This window comes from Arthrobacter sp. 01N442 (assembly GCF_056399345.1).
Genome location: NZ_JBFTRD010000007.1, coordinates 116,872 through 137,278 on the forward strand (window position 1 = coordinate 116,872; position 20,407 = coordinate 137,278).

Genomic DNA, 20,407 nt, shown 5'->3' on the forward strand with positions numbered 1-20,407 from the left:
AATGTCGTAGGTCTCTGATGAACTTGGTTCATGGGAATCAGCGCAGCTCTCATCGCTCGTCCGCCCGGCTGGCCGGGCGGCAATGCGGGCGGGGTTCCGTGGATGGACATCATTGCCCGGCAGTTGCGGGAGTTGTGTACGACGGCGGCGCGGGACGCGGCGCTGCTCGGATTCCGGGGCGCGGCGGAGTTCGCCGGCCGGGTCGAGGAGATCTCCCGGGCGGTGGAGTATCTGCAGGTGGTTGCCGCTGAAGCCGTGGACCGGACCCGCAAAGAAGCCGCCGCCGATGCGCTCCCGGCCGCCGGCGACGGGTACCGCAAGACCGGGGACTTCCTGCGCGCCCGGCTCCAAATCAGCGCCGCCGAGGCCCACCGCCGGCTCTGCCTCGCCGGGACCGTGCTGCCCCGCACCGGGATCACCGGGCAGGTCCTTCCGCCCCTGCGCGAGGAACTCGCCGCGGCCGTGGCCGCCGGCGCGGTGCCCTCCCGGTCGGCGACCATCATCAGCCAGGCACTGGACCGGGTCCGTCCGGTGTGCGACCCGGACACCGCCGCCCGGATGGAACACGCCCTGACGGCCACCGCGGCGGAGCACGACCCGGACTTCCTGGCCCGGATCGCCCGCCGCTGGGTGGACGCGATCGACCAGGACGGCGCCGAACCCAGTGAGGAGCTCCTGCGCCAGTTACAGGGCGCGTTCATCCGCAAGCCCCGCCACGGCCTGCAGCACCTGGAAATCTTCGCCACCACCGAACAGTTCGAACACCTCCTCACCGTGATGAACACCGCTACCAACCCCCGCGCCGGCACCCCGGCAAACGACTCCGGTGACTCGGCAACCGGGCGTGCGGGCAGCGAACCCGGCGGAGAGGCGGCCGCCGGAGAAACAGTGCTCGACCGGCGGTCCCGGCCGCAGAAATCCCTCGACGGGCTGGTCGGCGCCTGCAAAGTCGCCCTCGCCTCCGGCGGACTGCCCGCCACCGGAGGCCTCCGCCCCCAGGTCATGGTCACCATCGACTACCGCGACCTCCTCGACCGCCTCCGAGGCCTCCAACGTGACACCGACGCCGACGGACGCAGCCCCGGAGCGGGACCGCTCGGGTTCGCCGGCACCGGCACGATGGCGTTCACCGGACCCGTCACCGCCGCGACCATCCGCAAAATCGCCTGCGACGCCGACACATCCCCGTCCTCCTCGGCACCGACGGCAGGGTCCTCGACATCGGCCGCACCACCCGGCTCTTCCCGCCCCACCTCCGCAAAGCCATCACGGCCCGCGACCAAGGCTGCGCCTTCCCCGGCTGCACCATCCCCGCACCCTGGTGCGAAGCCCACCACATCACCTACTGGTCCCAAGGCGGCACCACATCCGCAGACAACGGAACCCTCCTCTGCTCCCACCATCACCACCTGACCCACAAAGAACAATGGACCATCCAACCCCGCAACGGCATCCCCTGGTTCATCCCACCACCCCACCTCGACCCCACCCAGATACCCCGAAGAAACCACTACTTCAGATGCTGAACGCGGGCATCAACATACTGGTGGCTTTATCAGCCGAAATCGGCCCGGCTCTGGACTCAGAATGTCACTGAGTTCTCGAAGGAGCATGCTCAGTCGTTCGCGATCAGGCCTTATCAAAGCTGCTGAACCGTGGTGTGATAGCGACCAGATGGCCTTAGTTAAAGATTCAGAGGAGACTTCCCATGACGCGGGACAGAAGCTTTACGTCTCTTAGGACCAGCCGCTCCGGCTCGGCGCATGCTCTGGCGATCATTTCTGCGTTCGTCGCGGCTCTCTGCTGGTGGATAGGGCTGAGCGGGTATGTCGTGGTCGGCGGTCCCGCCAGCAGAGGGGTAGGACTGCTTGTCTTTATCGCAGTACCTGCGGTGGCGACACTGGGAACTTACTTCGTGGCACGCCGTACCAGACGCACTGTTGGGGGAGCAGCGTTTGCGGTTCCTCTGCCGACCGGGCCCGGATACTCACACCCCGCCCGCCATCGTGCAGCTGTGGCGTCGGGCGCGGTGACCCGTCCACGAAATCCCTCGAAATCTGGCTCCCGCGTGCCGAATCATTTGGAGGCTCGTGGTGCCCTCGTCGTCGCAGTTTTCGCGGCGGCCCTTTTGTGGTGGATTGGGCTCACGGGCTTCCTCGCGGTCGGCGGCGCGGCCAGTGGCGCAGCTGGGGCAGGAACCTTCCTCGCCCTCCCGGCCGCCGCAACCGTCGGAACATACCTGGCCGCCCGCCGTCGTCGCGGGGTTCCAGGGTCGCCCTAGGGTCGCGTGCGCTGGAACTCAGTGACAGACGTCGTCGGACCCATGAACTGCCGCTTCGGTGCGTAGCCAATGGCCTTCATCGCGTTGCGCGCGCTGGTTTTCGTGGTGATTTCCACAACCCAGACAGTGTCGTACTTGAGGATTCGATTTCTTGCCGTCTTCACGTCGTATCGTCGGTCGAAGATGCGTCCCCACTGGGCGGCCGGTCGGGCCATGGTGGGATCATTCAGGCCTTGGAAGTCGTCGGGGTAGGCCTTGAACGCCATGTCCCGGTCGTTGCTAATCACGAAGGCGTCGCCGGGCTGGGCAGACTTGTGGATGGTTTGGGCGATGAAACGGAAGTCGTCGCCCTCAATGCGTCCGTATTCGGTCCGCTGTCCCACATATGACGGCAGCGAGATCGCCAGCGCAGCTGCCAATGCGACGGCCAGCCAGCCCTGGTGGAGACGACGTCCCAGCGGCCTGGCCAAGAGCGGCGCGGCGGCCAGCATGGGAAGGCTTGCCAGCTCGAACGAAACATACCGCGGCAGGTAATAGCCTCGGCCCATGATCGCCGATCCGATAATTACCAATGCCGGCGGCAGCACGAGCCACGGCAAAGCCAGCTTTATTGCAAAGTGCTTCCGGGCCAGAATTGCGCCGGCAAGGGCAGCGACCCAGACAAGCGAGGCCAGGCCGTACATCGAAAAATCCTCGCCCGGTGTCGGTTTGGGGCTGGAGACCAAGTTCGCCGTGGAGTAATAAGCGTCGCTGAAAAACTGGACGAAGGCGACCTCATAGGGGGTGGACTCGCCGATCGGAGGCACCCAGGCTATTTGGAATTGTTGCCTGGAGGCGATGGCGGCGACAATGGCTGCCGGCGCCAGCCAACCGATCGAGGCCAGTGCCATGCCTCGCCATTGTTTGCGGAGACGGCCGTCGACGAGCAGGGTGACCCCGTGGGCCGCCACCACCAGCACGGCGTAAAACGACAGGCTGACGGTCAGCAGGCCGGTGAGGCCGTACCAGAGCCAGCGCAATTTGGACGGGGATGCGCGGATCAGCACCAGCAGGTAGCTTGCCAGCACCGCGCCCAGCACGGTCATGGCGTACGAGCGGGCATCCGTGGCCACGTATTGCACCCTGGGCAGGATTACGAAAATGAACGCAGCGCTCACGCCATAGGCGGTCCCTCCCAGCCTGCGGCCGAGAGCCATCAGCAGTCCGGCGGCCACCGCCACCGCGATCAGGCTGGGTGTGCGCAGGGACAATTCGGAAAGCCCAATTATTCTGGTCCAGCCATACATCAGCATGTAGTAGACACCGTGAACCGCATCCACTTTTCCCAGCATGGTCAAAAGCTCGGGAAAGTCCCGGTTGACCGCGCTCACGGTGGCTGCCTCGTCAGTCCAGAAGCTCGGGACGGACACCCCAACCATTGAATAGAGAAAGGCAAGCAATCCCACGATTACTGGGACGCGGCTGGTTCTATTCACCAAATAATCTAAGCATGGATGCGGACCGGCAATTGTTGTCCCGCCGGAGCCCGCTAGAGCCCGCCTCGAGTCGCCCTGGCGTTACCGCCCTGCTGCGTACCCTTGGGCGCCCCGCGGATTGGCGGCAGCCTGCAGCACTCCCGTCGCAGGATCCCGCACGACGGCGGACAGCCGGCCGAGGGTCCAGCCGCCGGCCACGGTCACAACATGGCCTCGGCGCTTGAGCCCCTCGATCACGTCCTCACCCAGCCGCTCTTCGACCACCGCGCCGCCGGGTTCCCAGGTGCGCGGCCAGAACGAACCGGGCATCGACGTCGTATGGAACGTCGGCGCGTCGATGGCCTGCTGCGGGGAGTAGCCGCCCACGATTGTCCGCAGCAGGTAAGGCAGTTGCCACTGGTCCTGCTGGTCTCCGCCGGGCGAGCCCAGCGCGGTCACCGCCCGGCCGCCGCGGAGCACCAGCGTCGGCGTCAAGGTGGTGCGGGGCCGCTTGCCCGGCGTGAGGGTGGACGGTGTGCAGGGCTCCAGCCAGGTCATCTGCAGGCGGGTGCCGAGGCAGAAGCCCAGCTCCGGAATCGCTGGCGAGGACTGCAGCCAGCCCCCGGACGGTGTAGCCGAAACCATGTTGCCCCAGCGGTCCACGACGTCGATGTGGCAAGTGTCGCCGCGGGTCTCCCCGCTCGGCGCAACGGTCGGCTCACCCACGCCCAGTGCCGCCGGAGCGGACACGGCGCCGCTGCGAACCAGGGCCGGCGGCGTGTACTCGGTCCGCAGTTGCGGCACGTAGGGCTCGCGCCCGGGGACCTTCCCCGGCCGGAAGTCGTGTGACGCCTGCTCGGTGATGAGCTCCCGGCGGCTTGCGCAGTAGTCCTCGGACAACAGGTACTCCAGCGGCACGTCCGTGTCTCCGTAGTACGCCTCGCGGTCAGCCAGCGCGAGCTTCTGGGCCTCCAGGATCGTGTGCGCCCCGAGCTCGGTGGATGGATCAAGGTATTGGTCTTCGAACCCGTCGAGGATGGCCAGGGTCTGCAGTAGCGCCGGCCCCTGCCCCCACGGCCCGGTCTTGGCGATTGTGTGCCCGCGGAACTCCACGGTGGCGGCCACGTCGTAGCCGGCCTCGAAACCGGCCAGGTCGGACAACGCCAGGACGCCCCGGTGGTCCGTCCCGGATGAGTGCCGGTGCGGGGTCTGCACGGAGTCGGCCATGGCGCGGGCGACGAATCCTTCGCGCCATTCCCGCCGGGCCGCGTCGATGCGCGCCTCCCGGGAGCCGCCAGGGCCCAGCGCCGTGCCGGCTTCGATGAGCCTTTCCAGCGTCCGGGCGTAAGCCGGATTGCGCACCACTTCGCCTTCGGCCGGGATTCTGCCGCCGGGCATCCAGAGCGCCGCCGAACTGGGCCAGTGCTCCTGGAACAGCTCCGCCACCGTGGCAATCGTGAAGCCGACGCGGCCCAGCAGCGGATGACCGTCGCGCGCGTAGCCGATCGCGAAGTCCAGCACCGCTTCCAGCTCCCAGCTGCCGTGGTCGCGCAACAACAGGAACCAGGCGTCGACGGCGGCGGGCACCGCGGCGGCCAGCGCCCCCGAGCCCGGCACGAGGTCCAGTCCTTCGGACCGGTAGTGCTCCACCGTGGCCGCGGCCGGCGCTGGCCCCTGGCCCATCAGCACCACCGGCGTCCCGGGGTCCGACGCCGTCACAAAGACGCCGGTCATGTCCCCGCCGGGGCCGTTGAGGTGGGGCTCCACGACGTGCAGCACGAACGCGCCGGCTGTGGCGGCGTCGAACGCGTTACCTCCGCGTTCGAGCACCGCCTGCGCCGCCGCCGTCGCGATCCAATGCGTGGATGCACTCATCCCGAAGGTGCCCTGCAGGGTGGGCCGGGTGGTGAACTGCTCAGGAGCGGTAAAGATCATGGATCAGCCGAACAGCGCCGCCACGCGGGTCAGGGTCTCGTAGACCCCGTAAGCCAGCGGCACGCCGACGAGGGCCCACGCCACCGCCAGTTTGCCGGTGGACGCTTTGACTGCGACCTGTGCGCCGGGGTTGTGTGCTGTGCTCATCTCAGGCCTCCATGGCGGGTTCGGCCGACCGCTCGCGGTCCGGTCGTGGTTCGTGGAATCGTGCGTCGACCGGCTTGACCAGGAGGTTGGCCACAAAGCCGACCACCAGAAGCGCGACCATGGTCAGCAGTGCCGGCTGGTACGACGCGGCGTTCAGCTGGCCGGGCTTGCCCTGGGCGTCGAGGAACGCATTGACGATCAGCGGTCCGGCGACGCCGGCAGCGGACCAGGCGGTCAGCAGCCGGCCGTGGATGGCGCCGACCTGGAAGGTGCCGAAGAGGTCCCGCAGGTAGGCCGGAGCCGTGGCAAAGCCGCCGCCGTAGAAGGAAATGATGAAGAACGCGAGCGCCACGTAGAGGAAGGTGGTGGAGGAACCGGCCAGTGCCAGCACCGTGTAGAGCACCGCGCCGACGCCGAGGTAGACCATGTAGATACGCTTGCGGCCGGTCAGGTCGGAGGTGGCGGACCAGGCGAAGCGTCCGGCCATGTTGCCGATGGAGAGCAGCCCAACGAAGCCGGCGGCGACACCGGCGCTGACCAGGGACGCGCCGTCGGACTTCCGGAAGAAGTCCTGGATCATCGGCGCGGCCTGCTCCAGGATGCCGATGCCGGCGGTGACGTTGCAGAACAGGGCAATCCAGACCAGCCAGAACTGCTTGGTCTTGACGGCGTTCTTAGCCGAGACGTTGTCCGTGGTGACCAGCTTGGACGCCTTGACCTTGGCGGGGTCGAAGCCGGCAGGCTTCCAGCCATCGGCAGGGACCTTGATGGTGAAGGCGCCGAAGAGCATGTACGCGAGGTAGACGACGGCGAGGGTCAGGAAGAGCTTGCCGACCGAGTCGCCGCTGGCCACCCAGCCCTGCGCACCCGAGTTCGGGTCGTATGCCTTGAGCAGGGCGGTGGAGACAGGGCTGGCGATCAGCGCGCCGCCGCCGAAGCCCATGATGGCCATGCCGGTGGCGAGTCCGGGCCGGTCCGGGAACCACTTGATCAGGGTGGACACCGGCGAGATGTAGCCGATGCCCAGGCCGATGCCGCCGACCACGCCGTAGCCAAGGTAGACGAGCCACAGCTGGTGCGTGAAGATGCCGAGGGAGCCGATCAGGAAGCCGCTGGCCCAGAACATGGCCGAGGTGAACATCGCCTTGCGAGGGCCGTTTTTGTCCACCCAGGTGCCCATGATCGCGGCGGACAGGCCGAGCATCACGATTGCGATCGAGAAGATCACGCCGATCTCGGTCAGGCTGGCGCCGAAGTGCTTGACCAGGGCGGTTTTGTAAACACTCGTCGCGTACGCCTGGCCGATGCACAGGTGGACGGCGAGCGCCGCGGGCGGCACGAGCCACCGGTTGAACCCCGGCGGGGCGATGGTTCGTTCACGGTCCAGCCAACCCATTACTGCTCCCCTTGCTTGTCTGACGACGTCGATGTCCCAGTGATCTAGAGGCTAAAGCCCTAAATGAGGGCAGTTGCCTCCGGCAATCATGGTGCAAATCGTCAGCAAACGTACCATCCGAGCGCCGAGCGGTAGGGAATCCGCGCTGAACGGTAAACGGCGAGTCGGTCTAGTTTCCGAGTCCGGCCCTGCGCAGCGCCTCAGCCATCGCCGTGTTGGCCGGTGCAGGCTTGGGTGCGGCCTTGGCTGCTGCTTTGGGTGCTGCCTTTGGTGCTGCTGCTGCCTTGGGTGCTGTCTGACCGGCCCCGGCCTGGCTGGCCCCGGGTCGCTTCCCTCCCGGGCGCGGCTGCTGGGACGCAGGCCGTCCGGCAGGGGCCGGCCGCCCACCGGACCCCGTACGCCCTGCCGCCGCCCCCGGTTCGTCGTCGAGCCTCAGCGTCAGCGAGATGCGCTTCCGTTCCGGGTCCGCCTCCAGCACCTTGACCCGAACCACCTGGCCGGACTTCACCACCTCGCGCGGGTCGGAGACGAACCGGTTGGCGAGCGCGGAGACATGCACCAGCCCGTCCTGGTGCACGCCGACGTCAACGAACGCACCGAACGCGGCAACATTCGTGACCGTGCCCTCCAGCACCATGCCCGGTTTGAGGTCGGAGATCTTCTCAATACCTTCCAGGAACGTCGCCGCTGCGAATTCGGGCCGCGGGTCCCGTCCGGGTTTTTCCAGCTCGGCGATGATGTCCCGGACGGTCGGCAGGCCGAACGAGCCGTCCACGAAGTCCTGCGGGTTCAGCGTGGCCAGGGCGCCGCCGGCATCGGCCGCGGCCTTGATCTTGCGCGCCAGCGGGTAGGCCTCCGGATGCACGCTGGAGGCGTCCAACGGCTCCGCTCCCCCGCTTATCCGCAGGAAGCCCGCGCACTGTTCAAAAGCCTTCGCGCCCAGCCGGGGCACCTTCTTCAGCTCGCTGCGCTTGGCGAACGGGCCGTGTTCGTTCCGGTACGCCACGATGTTCTCGCTCAGCAGCGGACCAACGCCGGCAACCCGGCTCAGCAGCGCGGGTGAGGCGGTATTGACGTCCACCCCCACGGCGTTGACGCAGTCCTCGACCACGGCGTCGAGGCTGCGGTCCAGCTTCGCTGCGGTCACGTCGTGCTGGTACTGTCCGACGCCGATCGACTTCGGCTCGATCTTCACCAGTTCCGCGAGCGGATCCTGCAGCCGCCGGGCAATCGAGACCGCGCCGCGCAGCGAGACATCCATGCCGGGCAGTTCGGCCGCGGCAAGCGCCGACGCCGAGTACACGGACGCTCCGGCTTCGGAGACCACGAGCTTCTGCGGGGCGCGGCCAGCCTCCGCGCCGAGCTGTTTGATCAGCTCCCCCGCGAGCTTGTCCGTCTCCCTAGATGCCGTGCCGTTGCCGATCGCCACCAGTTCAACGCCGTGCTTCCGGGCCAACGCCACGAGCGTGCGCAGAGCCTCGTCCCATTTCCGTACCGGAGCGTGCGGGTAGACCGTGTCCGTCGCGACCACCTTGCCGGTTCCGTCGACGACGGCGACCTTCACGCCTGTGCGCAGCCCGGGGTCCAAGCCCAAGGTGGCACGGTTGCCGGCCGGGGCAGCGAGCAGCACGTCCCGGAGGTTGGCCGCAAACACCCGCACGGCCTCGTCCTCCGCCGCGGCGAACATCCGGCTGCGCAGATCCCCGCTCAGGCGGCTGAGGACCCGGGAACGCCAGGCCTGCTGCGCGGTCTGAAGCAGCCACGCGTCGGCGAGCCGGCCTCGGTCGGCGACCCCGAGGAACCGGGCCACGGCGGCCTCATACCGGCCGCGGGCGGCGGCCAGGGCGGCGTCGTCGTTCGGTTCCGCCTCACTGAGATCCAGCTCCAGCACACCGTCCTTTTCGCCGCGCAGCAGCGCGAGGACCCGGTGCGAGGGCATCCCGGAAGGGGCCTGGGAGAACTCGAAGTAGTCCTTGAACTTCTGCCCCTCGGCTTCCTTGCCCTTCTTGACGCGGGAAACCATCCGGCCCTGCGTCCAGAGCCGCTCACGCAGCGTGGCGGCCAGGTCAGCGTCCTGGGCGACGCGCTCGACCAGGATGGACCGGGCTCCGGCCAACGCCGCGGCGGCGTCCCCGATGGCATGTTCGGCGTTGAGGTAGCGGGCAGCTTCGCGGTCCGGGTCCAGTTCCGGGCGCTGCAGCAGCGTGTCCGCGAGGCGCTCGAGGCCGGCCTCGCGGGCGATCTGGGCCTTGGTGCGCCGTTTCGACTTGAACGGCAGGTAGATGTCTTCCAACCGCGACTTGGTGTCCGCAGCGACGACGGCGGCCTGCAGTTCCGGGGTCAGCGCCCCCTGCGCGGCGATCGCTTCAAGGACGGTCCGGCGGCGGTCCTCCAGCTCGCGGAGGTAGCGCAGCCGCTCCTCAAGGGTTCGGAGCTGGGTGTCGTCCAGCGTCCCGGTGGCTTCCTTGCGGTAGCGGGCGATGAAGGGGACCGTGGATCCGGCGTCGAGCAACTCCACGGCGGCTCTCACCTGCCAGGGCTTCACGCCGAGCTCGGCGGCGATCTGGGTCTCGACTGGGGAGGTTACGGCGGGGTGCTGCGGGAGTTGGCTCACCCCTCCCATTTTGCCTTACCGGCTCAGGCGCCGGGCGTTCCCGCTGCGGCAGCAGGCTCCTGTACGTCCTGCACAACCTCGTTGCGGCGCAGGAACCATGGCTTGAACGGCGGGTCAAAGCGGGCGAACCGGGGCGGCCCCACTGCGGTTAGTCCCGCGAGGGTCAGCGCCGCCTGCAGCCCGTCGTTGCGCCGTGCAAAGGCTGCCGCCGAGCTGTTTCCGGAGAAACGCAGGACGGCGGCCAGCGAGCCCGGTACCGCCCTGATTTTGACGTCCGGGTTCGTTGGAACCGGTGCCGTCTCAGCGGTCACACCGTCGGGCAGAACGAAGGCAACCACAAAGTCGGCGGGCGCATCGCTTCCCGGCATCGCCCCGCTTTGGATCACCGGAGCCGTCATGGCCAGCTTCTGCGAGGCGCCGCTGCCCTGGCTTCCAGGGTCTTGGGTTTCACTTCCTTGGATCACCGGAGCGGTCATCGCCAGCTTCTGACTGGCGGTGTTACTGCCGGCGATGTAGTTGAAGAGGTGCCGGAAGGCAGCGTTGCCGGCGCGGTCAAAGGTCGCGCGTACGCGTACCTCGGCCACGACGTAGGCAGGATAGCGGCGCAGTTCGAAGTGCGGGTAGCTGCGAACCAGCTCATAGGGTTGCTGTTCGGTCATGGTCTTCACGACCTTACGCCGCTCCGACGTCCGCGGCCAGAGGTCACTTTCTTCTGGTCGCCCGTACCGTTCCAGTGTTCGACGCTTTCGTGTCAGAGGGTTTTGGTAGCTTGGCAGAAGAGACATCCACCAGCCAGCACAACGGGGGCGCAGTGTTTTTTCTTGAACCGGAAGTACCGGGCGCGGCGCCGGACCTGGTCTACTCCGCGAGCGACCTCGTGGTGGCCGTCGGCTGCGAGTACCAGTTGCTCCGAAAGCTCGACGAGAAGCTCGGCCGCACTCCCAAGGCCGATTTCGGCACCGACGAGATGCTCCAGCACGCGGCTGTGCTGGGGGATGTCCACGAGCGCAAGGTCCTCGACGGTTTCGTGGACCAGTTCGGCGATTGGGACCCGGTCCGCGGGCGCGGTGTGTACGACGTCGTTCCCGCCCCGGCAATGGACCGCGCCACCTTGGTTGCCAAGCACCGCGAGTCCATCGAGGCGCTCCGTGCCGGGGCCGACGTCGTCTTCCAGGCCGCCTTTTTCGACGGACAGTTCCACGGCCGCTCCGACTTCCTGGTGCGGCAGGCCGACGGCGGCTACGCGGTGTTCGACACGAAGCTTGCCCGCCACGCCAAGGTGACCGCACTGCTGCAGCTCGCCGCCTACGGCGACCAGCTGCTCAAGGCCGGCATCCCGGTGGATCCGTCGGTGACGCTGGTCCTCGGCGCCACGGAGCAGGTGGCCGACGGCGGCTTCGACTACGTCCGGAGCCACCACAAACTCGCCGAAGTCCTGCCGGTTTTCCGAGAGCGGCGGGAACGCTTCCTCGCCGTGACGGCCGGGCACATCGCGCAGGCCGACGCCGTCCGCTGGGGCGCCGACGGCATCAGCGCTTGCGGCCGCTGCGACTACTGCCAGGAACAGGTGAAGGCCACGGACGATCTGCTCCTGGTGGCACGGATGAACGCGGTGCAGCGCAAGAACCTGCATGAACTGGGCATTCACACCGTCAAGGAGCTGGCGCAGGCGACGCTCGCCAAGCCGACGCCCGCGCTCTCGCGGCTTCAGGAGCAGGCCCGGATGCAAAGCGGCATCGGCGCTGCGGACGGCGAGGTCCAGTACCGCAAGGACGGCGAGCTGCATACCTTGCGTTACGGCGTCTTGCCGGAGAACACCCTGGCGGAACTGCCCCCGCCCAGCGCGGGCGACATCTTCTTCGACTTCGAGGGCGACCCGCTGTGGCAGGAGAGCGCCTCCGGGGTATGGGGACTCGAGTACCTCTTCGGCGTGATCGAGGCGCCGACCGGGCCTGGGATTCCGGGGGTTTTCCGGCCGTTCTGGGCGCACAGCCGGCCTGCGGAGAAAAAGGCCTTCCTAGACTTCCTGGACTATGTGGAGAAGCGCCGGCGCGACTACCCCGATATGCACGTCTACCACTACGCCGCCTATGAGAAGACGGCCCTCCGCAAGCTCTCGGTGCTGCATGTGGCCGGCGAGGACATTGTGGACGAGTGGCTGCGCGCGGGCCTGTTGATTGACCTGTACCAGACGGTCCGGAACAGCATCCGCATCTCCGAAAATTCGTACAGCATCAAGAAGCTCGAACCGCTGTACATGGGCACGAACCTCCGCTCCGGCGACGTGAAGGACGCCGGCGCCTCCGTAGTGGCGTACGCCCACTACTGCGAGGCGCGCGACGCCGGCCGGGACGAGGACGCCGCGAGGATCCTGGCCGGCATCTCCGATTACAACGAATACGACTGCCTCTCGACGTTGGAGCTGCGGAACTGGCTGCTCCAGCGGGCCAAGGAACGCGGGATCGGGCCCGGCGGCGGCGCTCCGGACGGCGGGTCGGGTTCAGGCGGGGACGACGGCGGGCCCGGCGGCGGGTCCGGGTCGGGCGGTCCGGGTTCAGGCGGGCCCGGCGGCGGGTCCGGGTCAGGCGGTCCGGGACCCGACGCAGGCTCCCCAGCCGCAGCGGCCGCACCTGCCCCGGCAGAGCTGGCGCTGCTGGCTTATGCCGAACCCGGGAGCGGCCTGCCCGAGGAGGACCGAAAGGCCGTCGCGATGCTGGCTGCGGCGGTGAGCTATCACCGCCGGGAGCGTAAGTCCTTCTGGTGGGCGCACTTCGACCGATGTGAGTACGGACCGGACACGCACGAGCGGGACCGGAATGTTTTCCTCGTTGATACCGCCGAAATTCTGGGCGACTGGCAACAAGAGGGCCGGAAGCTGCCCGAGCGGCAGATCCGGCTGACCGGCACCGTGAGCCCAGGCTCGGACCTGCGCGAAGGCAGCAAATGGTTCCGCATGTACGGTCATCCGCTTCCCGGCGGCCTGGAGGGCACCGGCAAGAGCAGCTCCGGCCGGAACGGCTGGTTCGGTACGGAGGTGCTGGAACTTGGCCACGAGGACGGCAAGGACACCGTCGTCATCCGGGACCGGCTGCACCGCAACGTAGCGCCCCACGACGAGGTGCCCATCGCGCTGACCGAGGACCAGCCGCTCGCCACCAAGAGCCTGGAGCAGTCGCTGGAGTCGCTCGCTGAACTGGTGGCCGACGGCTTGCGGTCCGGTTCCATCCCCCGCCACCCCGCCCTCGACCTTGTCCGGCGTTTGCCGCCGCGGCTGACCGGCGGCGCGCCGCTGCCGCAGCCGGGCGATGGTCCGGACCGCTTCGTCGATGCCATCACGACGGCGGTCCTGGGACTCGACCACTCCTACCTGGCCGTGCAGGGTCCCCCGGGCACCGGGAAGACCTATGTGGGCTCCCATGTCATCGCCCGGCTCGTAGCCCGCGGCTGGAAGGTGGGGGTGGTCGGCCAGTCCCATGCCGTCGTGGAGAACCTGCTGACCACGGCGGTCACCAAGGCCGGGGTCAAACCGGACCTGGTGGCGAAGGACGTGAAGCACGAGAATCCCTTGCCGTGGCAGGCTCGGACCGGCAAGGACGTTGCGGCCCTGCTCGGCTCGCCCGGCGGGGCACTGGTCGGCGGTACGGCGTGGACCATGACCGGCGCCAACGTCCCGGCCGGCTCCCTGGATCTGCTGGTGATCGACGAGGCCGGCCAATTCTCGCTGGCCAACACGCTCGCGGTCGCCCGGTCCAGCACGCGGCTGCTGCTTCTTGGGGACCCGCAGCAACTCCCCCAGGTCAGCCAAGGCAGGCATCCCGAACCGGTCGACGAATCGGCCCTAGGCTGGATCTCCGCCGGACATGCCACGCTCCCGGCGGAGCTTGGCTATTTCCTGGCCGACTCGTGGCGGATGAACTCCGAGCTGTGCGTGGCTGTTTCCGAACTGTCGTACGAGGGCCGGCTTCGGTCAGCTCCGTCGGCCGACCGGAGGCGCCTGGATGGCGTCCCGGCTGGAATCGAGACGGTGATGGTTCCGCACGGAGGCAACACGACGTCGTCCCCCGAGGAGGCCGCCGAGGTCGTCCGGCAGGTGCGACGCCATCTGGGTCTGCTGTGGCACACCGAGGAGGGGTCGCGTCCCCTCACTGCTGCGGACGTCCTCGTGGTGGCTGCCTACAACGCCCAGGTGAACCTCATCCGCGAAGCCCTGGACCGGGCTGGCTTGCCCGGCGTCAGGGTTGGGACCGTGGACAAGTTCCAGGGACAGGAAGCCGCTGTGGTGATCGTGTCCATGGCGTGTTCGGCGGTAGCCGAGGCGCCGCGGGGCATGGAATTCCTGCTCTCCCGGAACCGGATCAATGTGGCAGTATCTCGCGGGAAATGGCGCGCGGTCATCGTCCGCGCTCCGGAGCTGACCGACTACCTGCCTGCCCATCCGGAAGGCCTGGAACAGCTGGGCGGCTTCATCGGCCTCTGCCAGAGGTCCGTGTCCGCGGTTTCCTAGGGGACATGCCCGACCTTCGCGTGGCCCTCCGGACATGCCCATCGCGTTCAAACTGCGCCACCGGACATGCCCATCCTTAAACGCCAACAGTGGACAGAATGGGATTCTGTCCACTGTTGGCGTGATCTGTTGGGCAGGTCCGGCCGTGACTAGGCCGGCCATCCGCTCCTAGTTCTGGTAGACCGGGTAGTCGGTGTAGCCCTCGGCGCCGTCAGCGTAGAACGTCGACGCGTCGGGTTCGTTGACGGGGAGGCCTTCGCGCCAGCGACGGACCAGATCCGGGTTGGCGATGGCGGGACGTCCCACGACCACCGCGTCGGCGTATCCGTCCGAGACCAAGGCCTTGGCCTCGTCGCGAGTGGTGACGACGCCGAAGCCGGTGTTCAGCAGGAAGGTTCCATCGAAGCGCTTGCGAAGTTCCTGAACCAGCTCGCTCGTAGGCTCCTTGTGAAGCACGCTGAGGTAAGCCAGCTTCAGCGGCGCCAGGGCGTCCACCAGGTAGCCGTAGGTTTCACGCACGTCAGCGGCGTCCAACTCCAGGGCACCCTGCACGTTGTGCTCGGGCGAGATGCGGATGCCGACGCGGTCCGCGCCGATGGCATCGACGACAGCCTGGACGACTTCGATGACGAACCGGGCGCGGTTTTCGGGTGAACCGCCGTAGATGTCGTCTCGCTGGTTCGCGGCCGGGGTCAGGAATTCGTGCAGCAGGTAGCCATTGGCAGAGTGAAGTTCGACGCCGTCGAAGTCAGCCTCGACCGCGCTGCGGGAGGCCCGAACGAAGTCTTCCCGGATTGCGGGCAGCTCGTCTGTGGTCAGGGCGCGGGGAACCGGGAAGGCCTGCTTGCCTTCGTAGGTGCGGGTCTCGCCGTCGATGGCGATGGCGCTCGGCGCGACAACTTCGTGTCCACCGGTGGTGTCCTCATGCGTGACGCGTCCCGCGTGCATGACCTGGGCGAAGATCCTGCCGCCCTCGGCGTGTACGGCGGCGGTTACGTCGGCCCAGCCCTTGAGCTGTTCCTCAGTGACCAAGCCGGGCTGGCCCGGGAAGCCCCGTCCGGCTGGGCTGGGGTAGGTGCCTTCGCTGACAATCAGGCCGAGCGAGGCGCGTTGCCGGTAGTGCTCGACGACGAGCGGTCCGGGGACGCCTTCCTTGCCTGACCGGAGTCGGGTGAGTGGCGCCATCACGAGTCGGTTGGGAAGTTCCAGCTGGCCGAGTGTCATTTGGGAAAACAGCATGCGCGGTTCCTTTCGCGGTGGATTGTGTCCACTGGCAACAGCAATCCAGCGTCTGCAACTATTCCGGTTGAGACTCGAATCACGCGCTTGTTCAAGGCGCGGGCGGTGGCGCGCCCGGGCAACCCTGACCTTCTGGATTCTGCAGACAGTCGTCGGCATAGTTGCGTGTGATGGAGCGCCAGACGCTGATTGTCTGCGGCGGGGAGCTGAACTGTCCTTGACCCGGGATCGGCAATGGTGGTCCTCCATTGACGGAGTAGGTCCCTTGAAAGTACGTGCTCAGCGCAACCGAGAAGTCGCCGGTGCGGGTGTAGATATGGCTGGTGGCGGTCTTTTCGCCCCAACGGTCCTGCGGCAGTGGCCCGCCGGCCGAGTTCTGTGGGCCCAGCGTAGTGCCGTCACCATAGTTCCAGGCGTACTGAACGGGTTTGGCGTCGACGTGGACATCCTGGGCCAAGATCTTGATGTCGAACTGCTGCTCGGCTGCTTCGGCGAAGAAATTCGTCTCGGCGCCCCGCAGCGTATGAGGGCTGGGCTGCGCTGTTACGCGGCCGGCAACGATCGGCAGTTTCTGGAACTCTGTTTGGATCATGGCGGCGATGCGGGGCAACAACTCTTCGGGTCGCGCATCAAACAGGCACGTCGGCCCGGAATGGTAACTCCAGACCGGCTTAGGTACGCCGGCGGGAGCCTTGAACCAGGTGACGGGAATTCCGTCCTTGCCGCCGGGCCCGTTCTTGCATTCCAACACGGTCGCCAGGCAGTCAGCGTCGAAGTCGCCACCGCCAAGATGGCATTGGAGTTCGTACTTGTACTGGAAGGGATCGGCAGAAGAAGATCCCGGAGCGACACGCTGGAACTCCCCTGTGGACGGGTCAAAAGACCATGCGCCCCCGACGTTGACGGACCCTGGTCCCCAAGTTCCCTTGACTGGCGGCTCGGGGCTACCCCCGTCGGATCTGGCTGCGGGTCCGGAGAAAATGAGGAGCACAGAAAGAGTGGCGCCGAGCAGATTCCGGGCTCTCACTGCTAACCCACGATCGGCTGTATGTTGTTTACGAACCAGGATCCGTTCTTGAAAACGGCAAGCATCAGATTTCCGGAATCATCGGGTTTAGGGTCTTTACTACTCAAGGTGCCGTTTGGGTTGTAGTACGACATACCTTCTTGCGATATCTGCATGGCCACTTGATAGTTTCCATCTTGAGCCACGCGGAAGGTCGTCGAGACGGCGGGGGTCGTGACTCGGCCGCCAACGAGCCAACGACCGTCACTATTCCACCCGGTAATTACTTCTTTGGCATGAGCGCACGATTCGCAGCCCGTACTCGTGACAGCAGTGAGCCGCGACGTATCCCCGGTCTCGTAGCCATAACTGAGGAGCTGGAACCAATACCTCGCGAACGCTTCCAGCCCCGCCTTCGTCTTCGTCTTCGCCACGGCCGGCAACACCGGCACCGGGACGTTCTGCGCCCTGCCCTTGGCATCTGCGGGCTTGTAGCTGGCGGTCGGCGCCGGGGTCGCGGTGGCAGTGGCGGTGGGTGAAGTCGAGGGGCTGATCGACGCACCACTCGGAGAGGCACTCGGTGCCGCCTGGCTGCCGGTGCAAGCCGTCCCGATGAGGGCAACAGCGGTAAAGAGAGCGGCCGCGGCGGCGAGCCGACGGTTGGCGATTGGAGTGCGAGATGTCATGTTCAGCTAATCCCCCGATAGAAATCAAGACGCCTGAATCCAAACAATGCCTAAGGGTAACTGACACCGCACTCTCGCCGTAAGGGTTATCCACAGGGGCTCTATTCACTCCTGAAGCACGCGTCCCTAGGGAATCAGAGGCCCCACATGGCGCGCCGCCAGGGCAACATCCCCGGCCGCTAAACACCCTCACAATTCCTAATGCAAGCAGGGCGCCGCAGAAATCTTCCGCAACGCCCTGCCGCACCCCGGATTTTAGAATCGGCCGGGAGTCTTAGAACCGGTCCGCAATCCAGAACCCGGCCCACAGTCCTACTTCTTGCTATCGACCCCCAGGCCAGAGCCGCTGCAGCTCGCCATCGCGCCCTGGCCGCTGCCGGAGTTCTTTGAGATCGACTTGCCGTCAAACAGGATTTCGCAGCCGACCTTTGCCTCGGCATTGGAGTAATCCCCGGTGACAACCAAGGAGACGAAATCGGAGTTCTTCACGGCCTGCTCCTTTTTCCAGGCAGCGCTGACCTTTTCCGTGGACGTTCCGCCGCTGGTCCAGTAGCTGACCGAGGCCTTGCCGTTGGTGGTCACCACGTACTGGATCTTGTGCTCCGAGTTGAGCGCCTGGTCGGCCGACGAGACAGCAGCGGACAACACCGCCATCCAGATGGCCGCAATGACAATGCTGACGACGCCAAGCACGAGGCCCGCAATGGCGGCCCCCTTCTTGGCGAACTTGCGGGTGGCACCGATGATCCCGAACACAACCGCCAGCGGCCCCAGGACGAAGGCGACGACGCCCATCACCGGGATGAACGAGAAGACCACGGCCACAATGCCGAGAACCAGCGCGGTTACGCCCCAGCCGTTGCCCCGGGGAGCAACGGGAGCGCCGGCCATTGCCGGAACGGTGGAGGCGGGCGCGTCCGCGGGTGCAGTGCCGTGTGAATTGAAAGTACTCATGATTCCCCATACTCATGGCCAGGCGACGCCTGGCAGTTCGAAGTGTCCGGGCCCAAGCGCCCCCATGGCGCGGAGGGGCATCCCTTCCTGCGGCGCATATACCCTGACGGGCGGCCGCTGGCTGCGATGCAAACCGGACACGATGAACGTTAGGCAGGGGGTCTGACAATTTAGCGGCGGGAACGGGGCTGCGAACCCGGCAATCAATTCCGCAAGCCTCTGGCGTTTTTCTACACGGCACAGAACAATGAGCCCATGATGTTCGAACACGCAGACAACAGCCCGATTTTGACCCTGTCCCCGGATGAAACCTGGAAACTCATCGAAGGAACACAACACGGCAGGCTCGTCGTCACCGTGGCTGGGGAACCGGACATTTTCCCCGTGAACTACGCCGTCAGTAACCGCAAGCTCTACTTGCGCACGGCACCCGGCAACAAGCTCGCCGAGCTGACCATCAACTCCAAGGTGCTTTTCGAGACCGATGGCATCCTGTCCGAGGAGGCGTGGTCGGTGGTGGTTCGCGGGACAGCACGTGTTCTGGAGCAGTCTGCGGACATCGCAGCCGCCGAGGCGCTGGGGCTCAAACCCTGGGTGCCGACGCTGAAGGACTTCTACGTCGAAATCGAACCGACGGCGGTCAGCGGCCGGCACTTCCAGTTCGGCGAGCACCCGGAACGGGAGATTTAGGGCCAAATCCCCCAAAATCTGCCGCCGCCTAGACTTAAACCATGACGGACAGTCTCACCCCGGAGCGGCGCAGCTGGAACATGTCCCGCATCAGGGGTAAGAACACCAAACCCGAATTGCTGGTCCGGAGGATGCTGCACGCCAAGGGTTACCGCTACCGCTTGCACGGGACAGCCCGCGGCGGCAGGCTGCCTGGAAATCCCGATCTCGTGTTCGCGAGCCGCCATAAGGTCATCTTCGTCAACGGCTGCTTCTGGCATTTCCACGACTGCAGGGTGGGACAGCATGCGCCCAAATCCAACGCGGACTTCTGGGAAACCAAGCGCACCCGCACCCGGAACCGCGACGCCGAACAGCGCCGCGCGCTCGAAAGTTCCGGCTGGGAGGTGCTCACCGTTTGGGAGTGCGAACTCAAAGACCTCTCAGCCCTCGAGCAGCAACTCGACAGTTTCCTCAGCCGCTAGGCCTGGTGGTGGTCAATGAGCCACCCGGCCATCTCACGCGCCCGGCCCGCGGCAGCCCGGTCTCCCCCGGCCGCTGCGACAATCGAGCCTTTCATCAGGATGTACCAGGACCGGGCAAAACCCTCGGCGTCCCTCAGGTCCGCCTCCTCCGCGAGCTCCTGCACATGGCCGCGGATCTTGTCGAGGTAATCAATGCTTGCCCGGCCCAGCGGATGGGTCGGACCCATCTCGAGCAGAATGTTCACAAAGGAGCAGGCTTCAAAGTCGTCCCGCGCGAACCAATCGGCGAAGACCTCGAAGATGGCCAGCAACTGTTCCACCGGGGTGCGCCCCCGGCGTCGGGCCTCGGAAAGGATGGTGGCTACCGTCCACTGCCGGTCGCGTCGCTCCAGGAAAGCCAGTACCAGCTCGTCCTTTGAGCCGAAGTGCCGGTAGAAGCTGGCCTTCGCCACACCCGAGCGGCTGATGAGCTCATTGATGCCCACATCCCGCACGCCGCGACGCGAAAACAATTCGTACGCAACGTCCAAAATGCGCTCACGGATCCCGGTAATCTCAGCAGCACCGGCGTTGATGTCACCGCCGGACGCAGGAACGCCACCGCCGCCCGCACCTGGGGGCGGAGACGCAGCCTGGGAATTGGTTGAAACAGACATCGAAATTATCTTACCGCTACACGAGACAGACTGGTCTCCCTGAGCTAAGATCGAGACTCGGGGACTAGGACTCTATTGGTCAGTACGTGGGGATACTACTAACTCCGCAGGAGAGCACCATGCCACACTTGTTGTTGTCTACCGAGACGCGCACGCGGCACGCCGCCCGCAGCCCCGAAACGCATGAGGATCTGGAGCCGTTGCGCCGTCAGGTATCCGCCATCATCGATGCGATTCTCTCGGAAACCGAGCCGGGCGAGGCTCCGGTACGGGAGCAACTCCGTAGGCACGTGGCCAACAATCCCGGGGAGCCGGAAAAAGCGCTCCTCAACCACCTGCTGTCAGTCTCCACGGTCCTGCAGGACGACACCGCCTAGATAA

General features: G+C 66.4%; 15 protein-coding genes and 1 pseudogene. 5 read left to right on the forward strand and 11 right to left on the reverse strand.

The features are described from left to right. Positions 1-30 precede the first annotated feature (30 nt). Positions 31-1,526 (forward strand): annotated as a pseudogene (locus AC1DNC_RS14880) (HNH endonuclease signature motif containing protein). Positions 1,527-2,277: 751 nt separating this feature from the next. Here AC1DNC_RS14880 and AC1DNC_RS14885 read toward each other — a convergent pair. The 6 genes from AC1DNC_RS14885 to AC1DNC_RS14910 form a co-directional block, all read right to left on the reverse strand. After that, positions 2,278-3,651, reverse strand: a complete 1,374-nt coding sequence (locus AC1DNC_RS14885) for a glycosyltransferase family 39 protein (protein WP_476863304.1) — start codon at positions 3,649-3,651, stop codon at positions 2,278-2,280. 186 nt (positions 3,652-3,837) lie between these two features. Then, positions 3,838-5,670 (reverse strand): gamma-glutamyltransferase family protein, encoded by a 1,833-nt coding sequence (locus AC1DNC_RS14890; RefSeq protein WP_476863305.1) that lies wholly within the window; start codon positions 5,668-5,670, stop codon positions 3,838-3,840. A 3-nt stretch (positions 5,671-5,673) separates the two neighbouring features. After that, a complete protein-coding gene (locus AC1DNC_RS14895; protein ID WP_476863306.1) occupies positions 5,674-5,817 on the reverse strand; it encodes an MFS transporter small subunit in 144 nt (47 codons plus the stop codon). 1 nt (position 5,818) lies between these two features. Next, the gene (locus tag AC1DNC_RS14900; RefSeq protein WP_476863307.1) at positions 5,819-7,213 is read right to left on the reverse strand and encodes an OFA family MFS transporter; all 1,395 of its coding nucleotides are present in this window, start codon (positions 7,211-7,213) and stop codon (positions 5,819-5,821) included. Positions 7,214-7,382: 169 nt separating this feature from the next. After that, the gene (locus AC1DNC_RS14905; RefSeq protein ID WP_476863308.1) at positions 7,383-9,827 is read right to left on the reverse strand and encodes a Tex family protein; all 2,445 of its coding nucleotides are present in this window, start codon (positions 9,825-9,827) and stop codon (positions 7,383-7,385) included. Positions 9,828-9,850: 23 nt separating this feature from the next. Then, positions 9,851-10,486, reverse strand: a complete 636-nt coding sequence (locus AC1DNC_RS14910; protein WP_476863309.1) for an SOUL family heme-binding protein — start codon at positions 10,484-10,486, stop codon at positions 9,851-9,853. A 152-nt stretch (positions 10,487-10,638) separates the two neighbouring features. On the opposite strand from AC1DNC_RS14910, the gene AC1DNC_RS14915 reads away from it, so the two are divergent. Then, positions 10,639-14,331: a TM0106 family RecB-like putative nuclease gene (locus AC1DNC_RS14915; protein WP_476863310.1), complete on the forward strand. Its 3,693-nt coding sequence runs from the start codon at positions 10,639-10,641 to the stop codon at positions 14,329-14,331. Positions 14,332-14,499: 168 nt separating this feature from the next. On the opposite strand, the gene AC1DNC_RS14920 is transcribed toward AC1DNC_RS14915, so the two are convergent. The 4 genes from AC1DNC_RS14920 to AC1DNC_RS14935 all read right to left on the reverse strand — a co-directional run bounded on the left by AC1DNC_RS14920 (position 14,500) and on the right by AC1DNC_RS14935 (position 18,216). Beyond that, positions 14,500-15,570: an alkene reductase gene (locus AC1DNC_RS14920; RefSeq protein WP_476863311.1), complete on the reverse strand. Its 1,071-nt coding sequence runs from the start codon at positions 15,568-15,570 to the stop codon at positions 14,500-14,502. Positions 15,571-15,661: 91 nt separating this feature from the next. Continuing rightward, entirely contained in the window at positions 15,662-16,321 is a 660-nt protein-coding gene (locus AC1DNC_RS14925; RefSeq protein WP_476863312.1) for a PKD domain-containing protein, read from the reverse strand. A 278-nt stretch (positions 16,322-16,599) separates the two neighbouring features. After that, a complete protein-coding gene (locus AC1DNC_RS14930) occupies positions 16,600-17,262 on the reverse strand; it encodes a DUF6318 family protein (RefSeq protein WP_476863313.1) in 663 nt (220 codons plus the stop codon). A gap of 312 nt (positions 17,263-17,574) precedes the next feature. After that, positions 17,575-18,216, reverse strand: a complete 642-nt coding sequence (locus AC1DNC_RS14935) for a type IV secretion system protein (protein WP_476863314.1) — start codon at positions 18,214-18,216, stop codon at positions 17,575-17,577. A gap of 255 nt (positions 18,217-18,471) precedes the next feature. Between AC1DNC_RS14935 and AC1DNC_RS14940 the strand changes: the two genes are divergently transcribed. Then, positions 18,472-18,906, forward strand: a complete 435-nt coding sequence (locus tag AC1DNC_RS14940; protein ID WP_476863315.1) for a pyridoxamine 5'-phosphate oxidase family protein — start codon at positions 18,472-18,474, stop codon at positions 18,904-18,906. 41 nt (positions 18,907-18,947) lie between these two features. Further along, entirely contained in the window at positions 18,948-19,370 is a 423-nt protein-coding gene (locus AC1DNC_RS14945) for a very short patch repair endonuclease (protein ID WP_476863316.1), read from the forward strand. On the opposite strand, the gene AC1DNC_RS14950 is transcribed toward AC1DNC_RS14945, so the two are convergent. After that, complete coding sequence (locus AC1DNC_RS14950; protein ID WP_476863317.1) at positions 19,367-20,026, reverse strand: TetR/AcrR family transcriptional regulator; 660 nt, start codon at positions 20,024-20,026, stop codon at positions 19,367-19,369. The genes AC1DNC_RS14945 and AC1DNC_RS14950 overlap by 4 nt on opposite strands. Before the next feature lie 119 nt (positions 20,027-20,145). Here AC1DNC_RS14950 and AC1DNC_RS14955 point away from each other — a divergent pair, with 119 nt between their 5' ends. After that, entirely contained in the window at positions 20,146-20,403 is a 258-nt protein-coding gene (locus AC1DNC_RS14955) for a hypothetical protein (RefSeq protein WP_476863318.1), read from the forward strand. Positions 20,404-20,407: the final 4 nt, after the last annotated feature.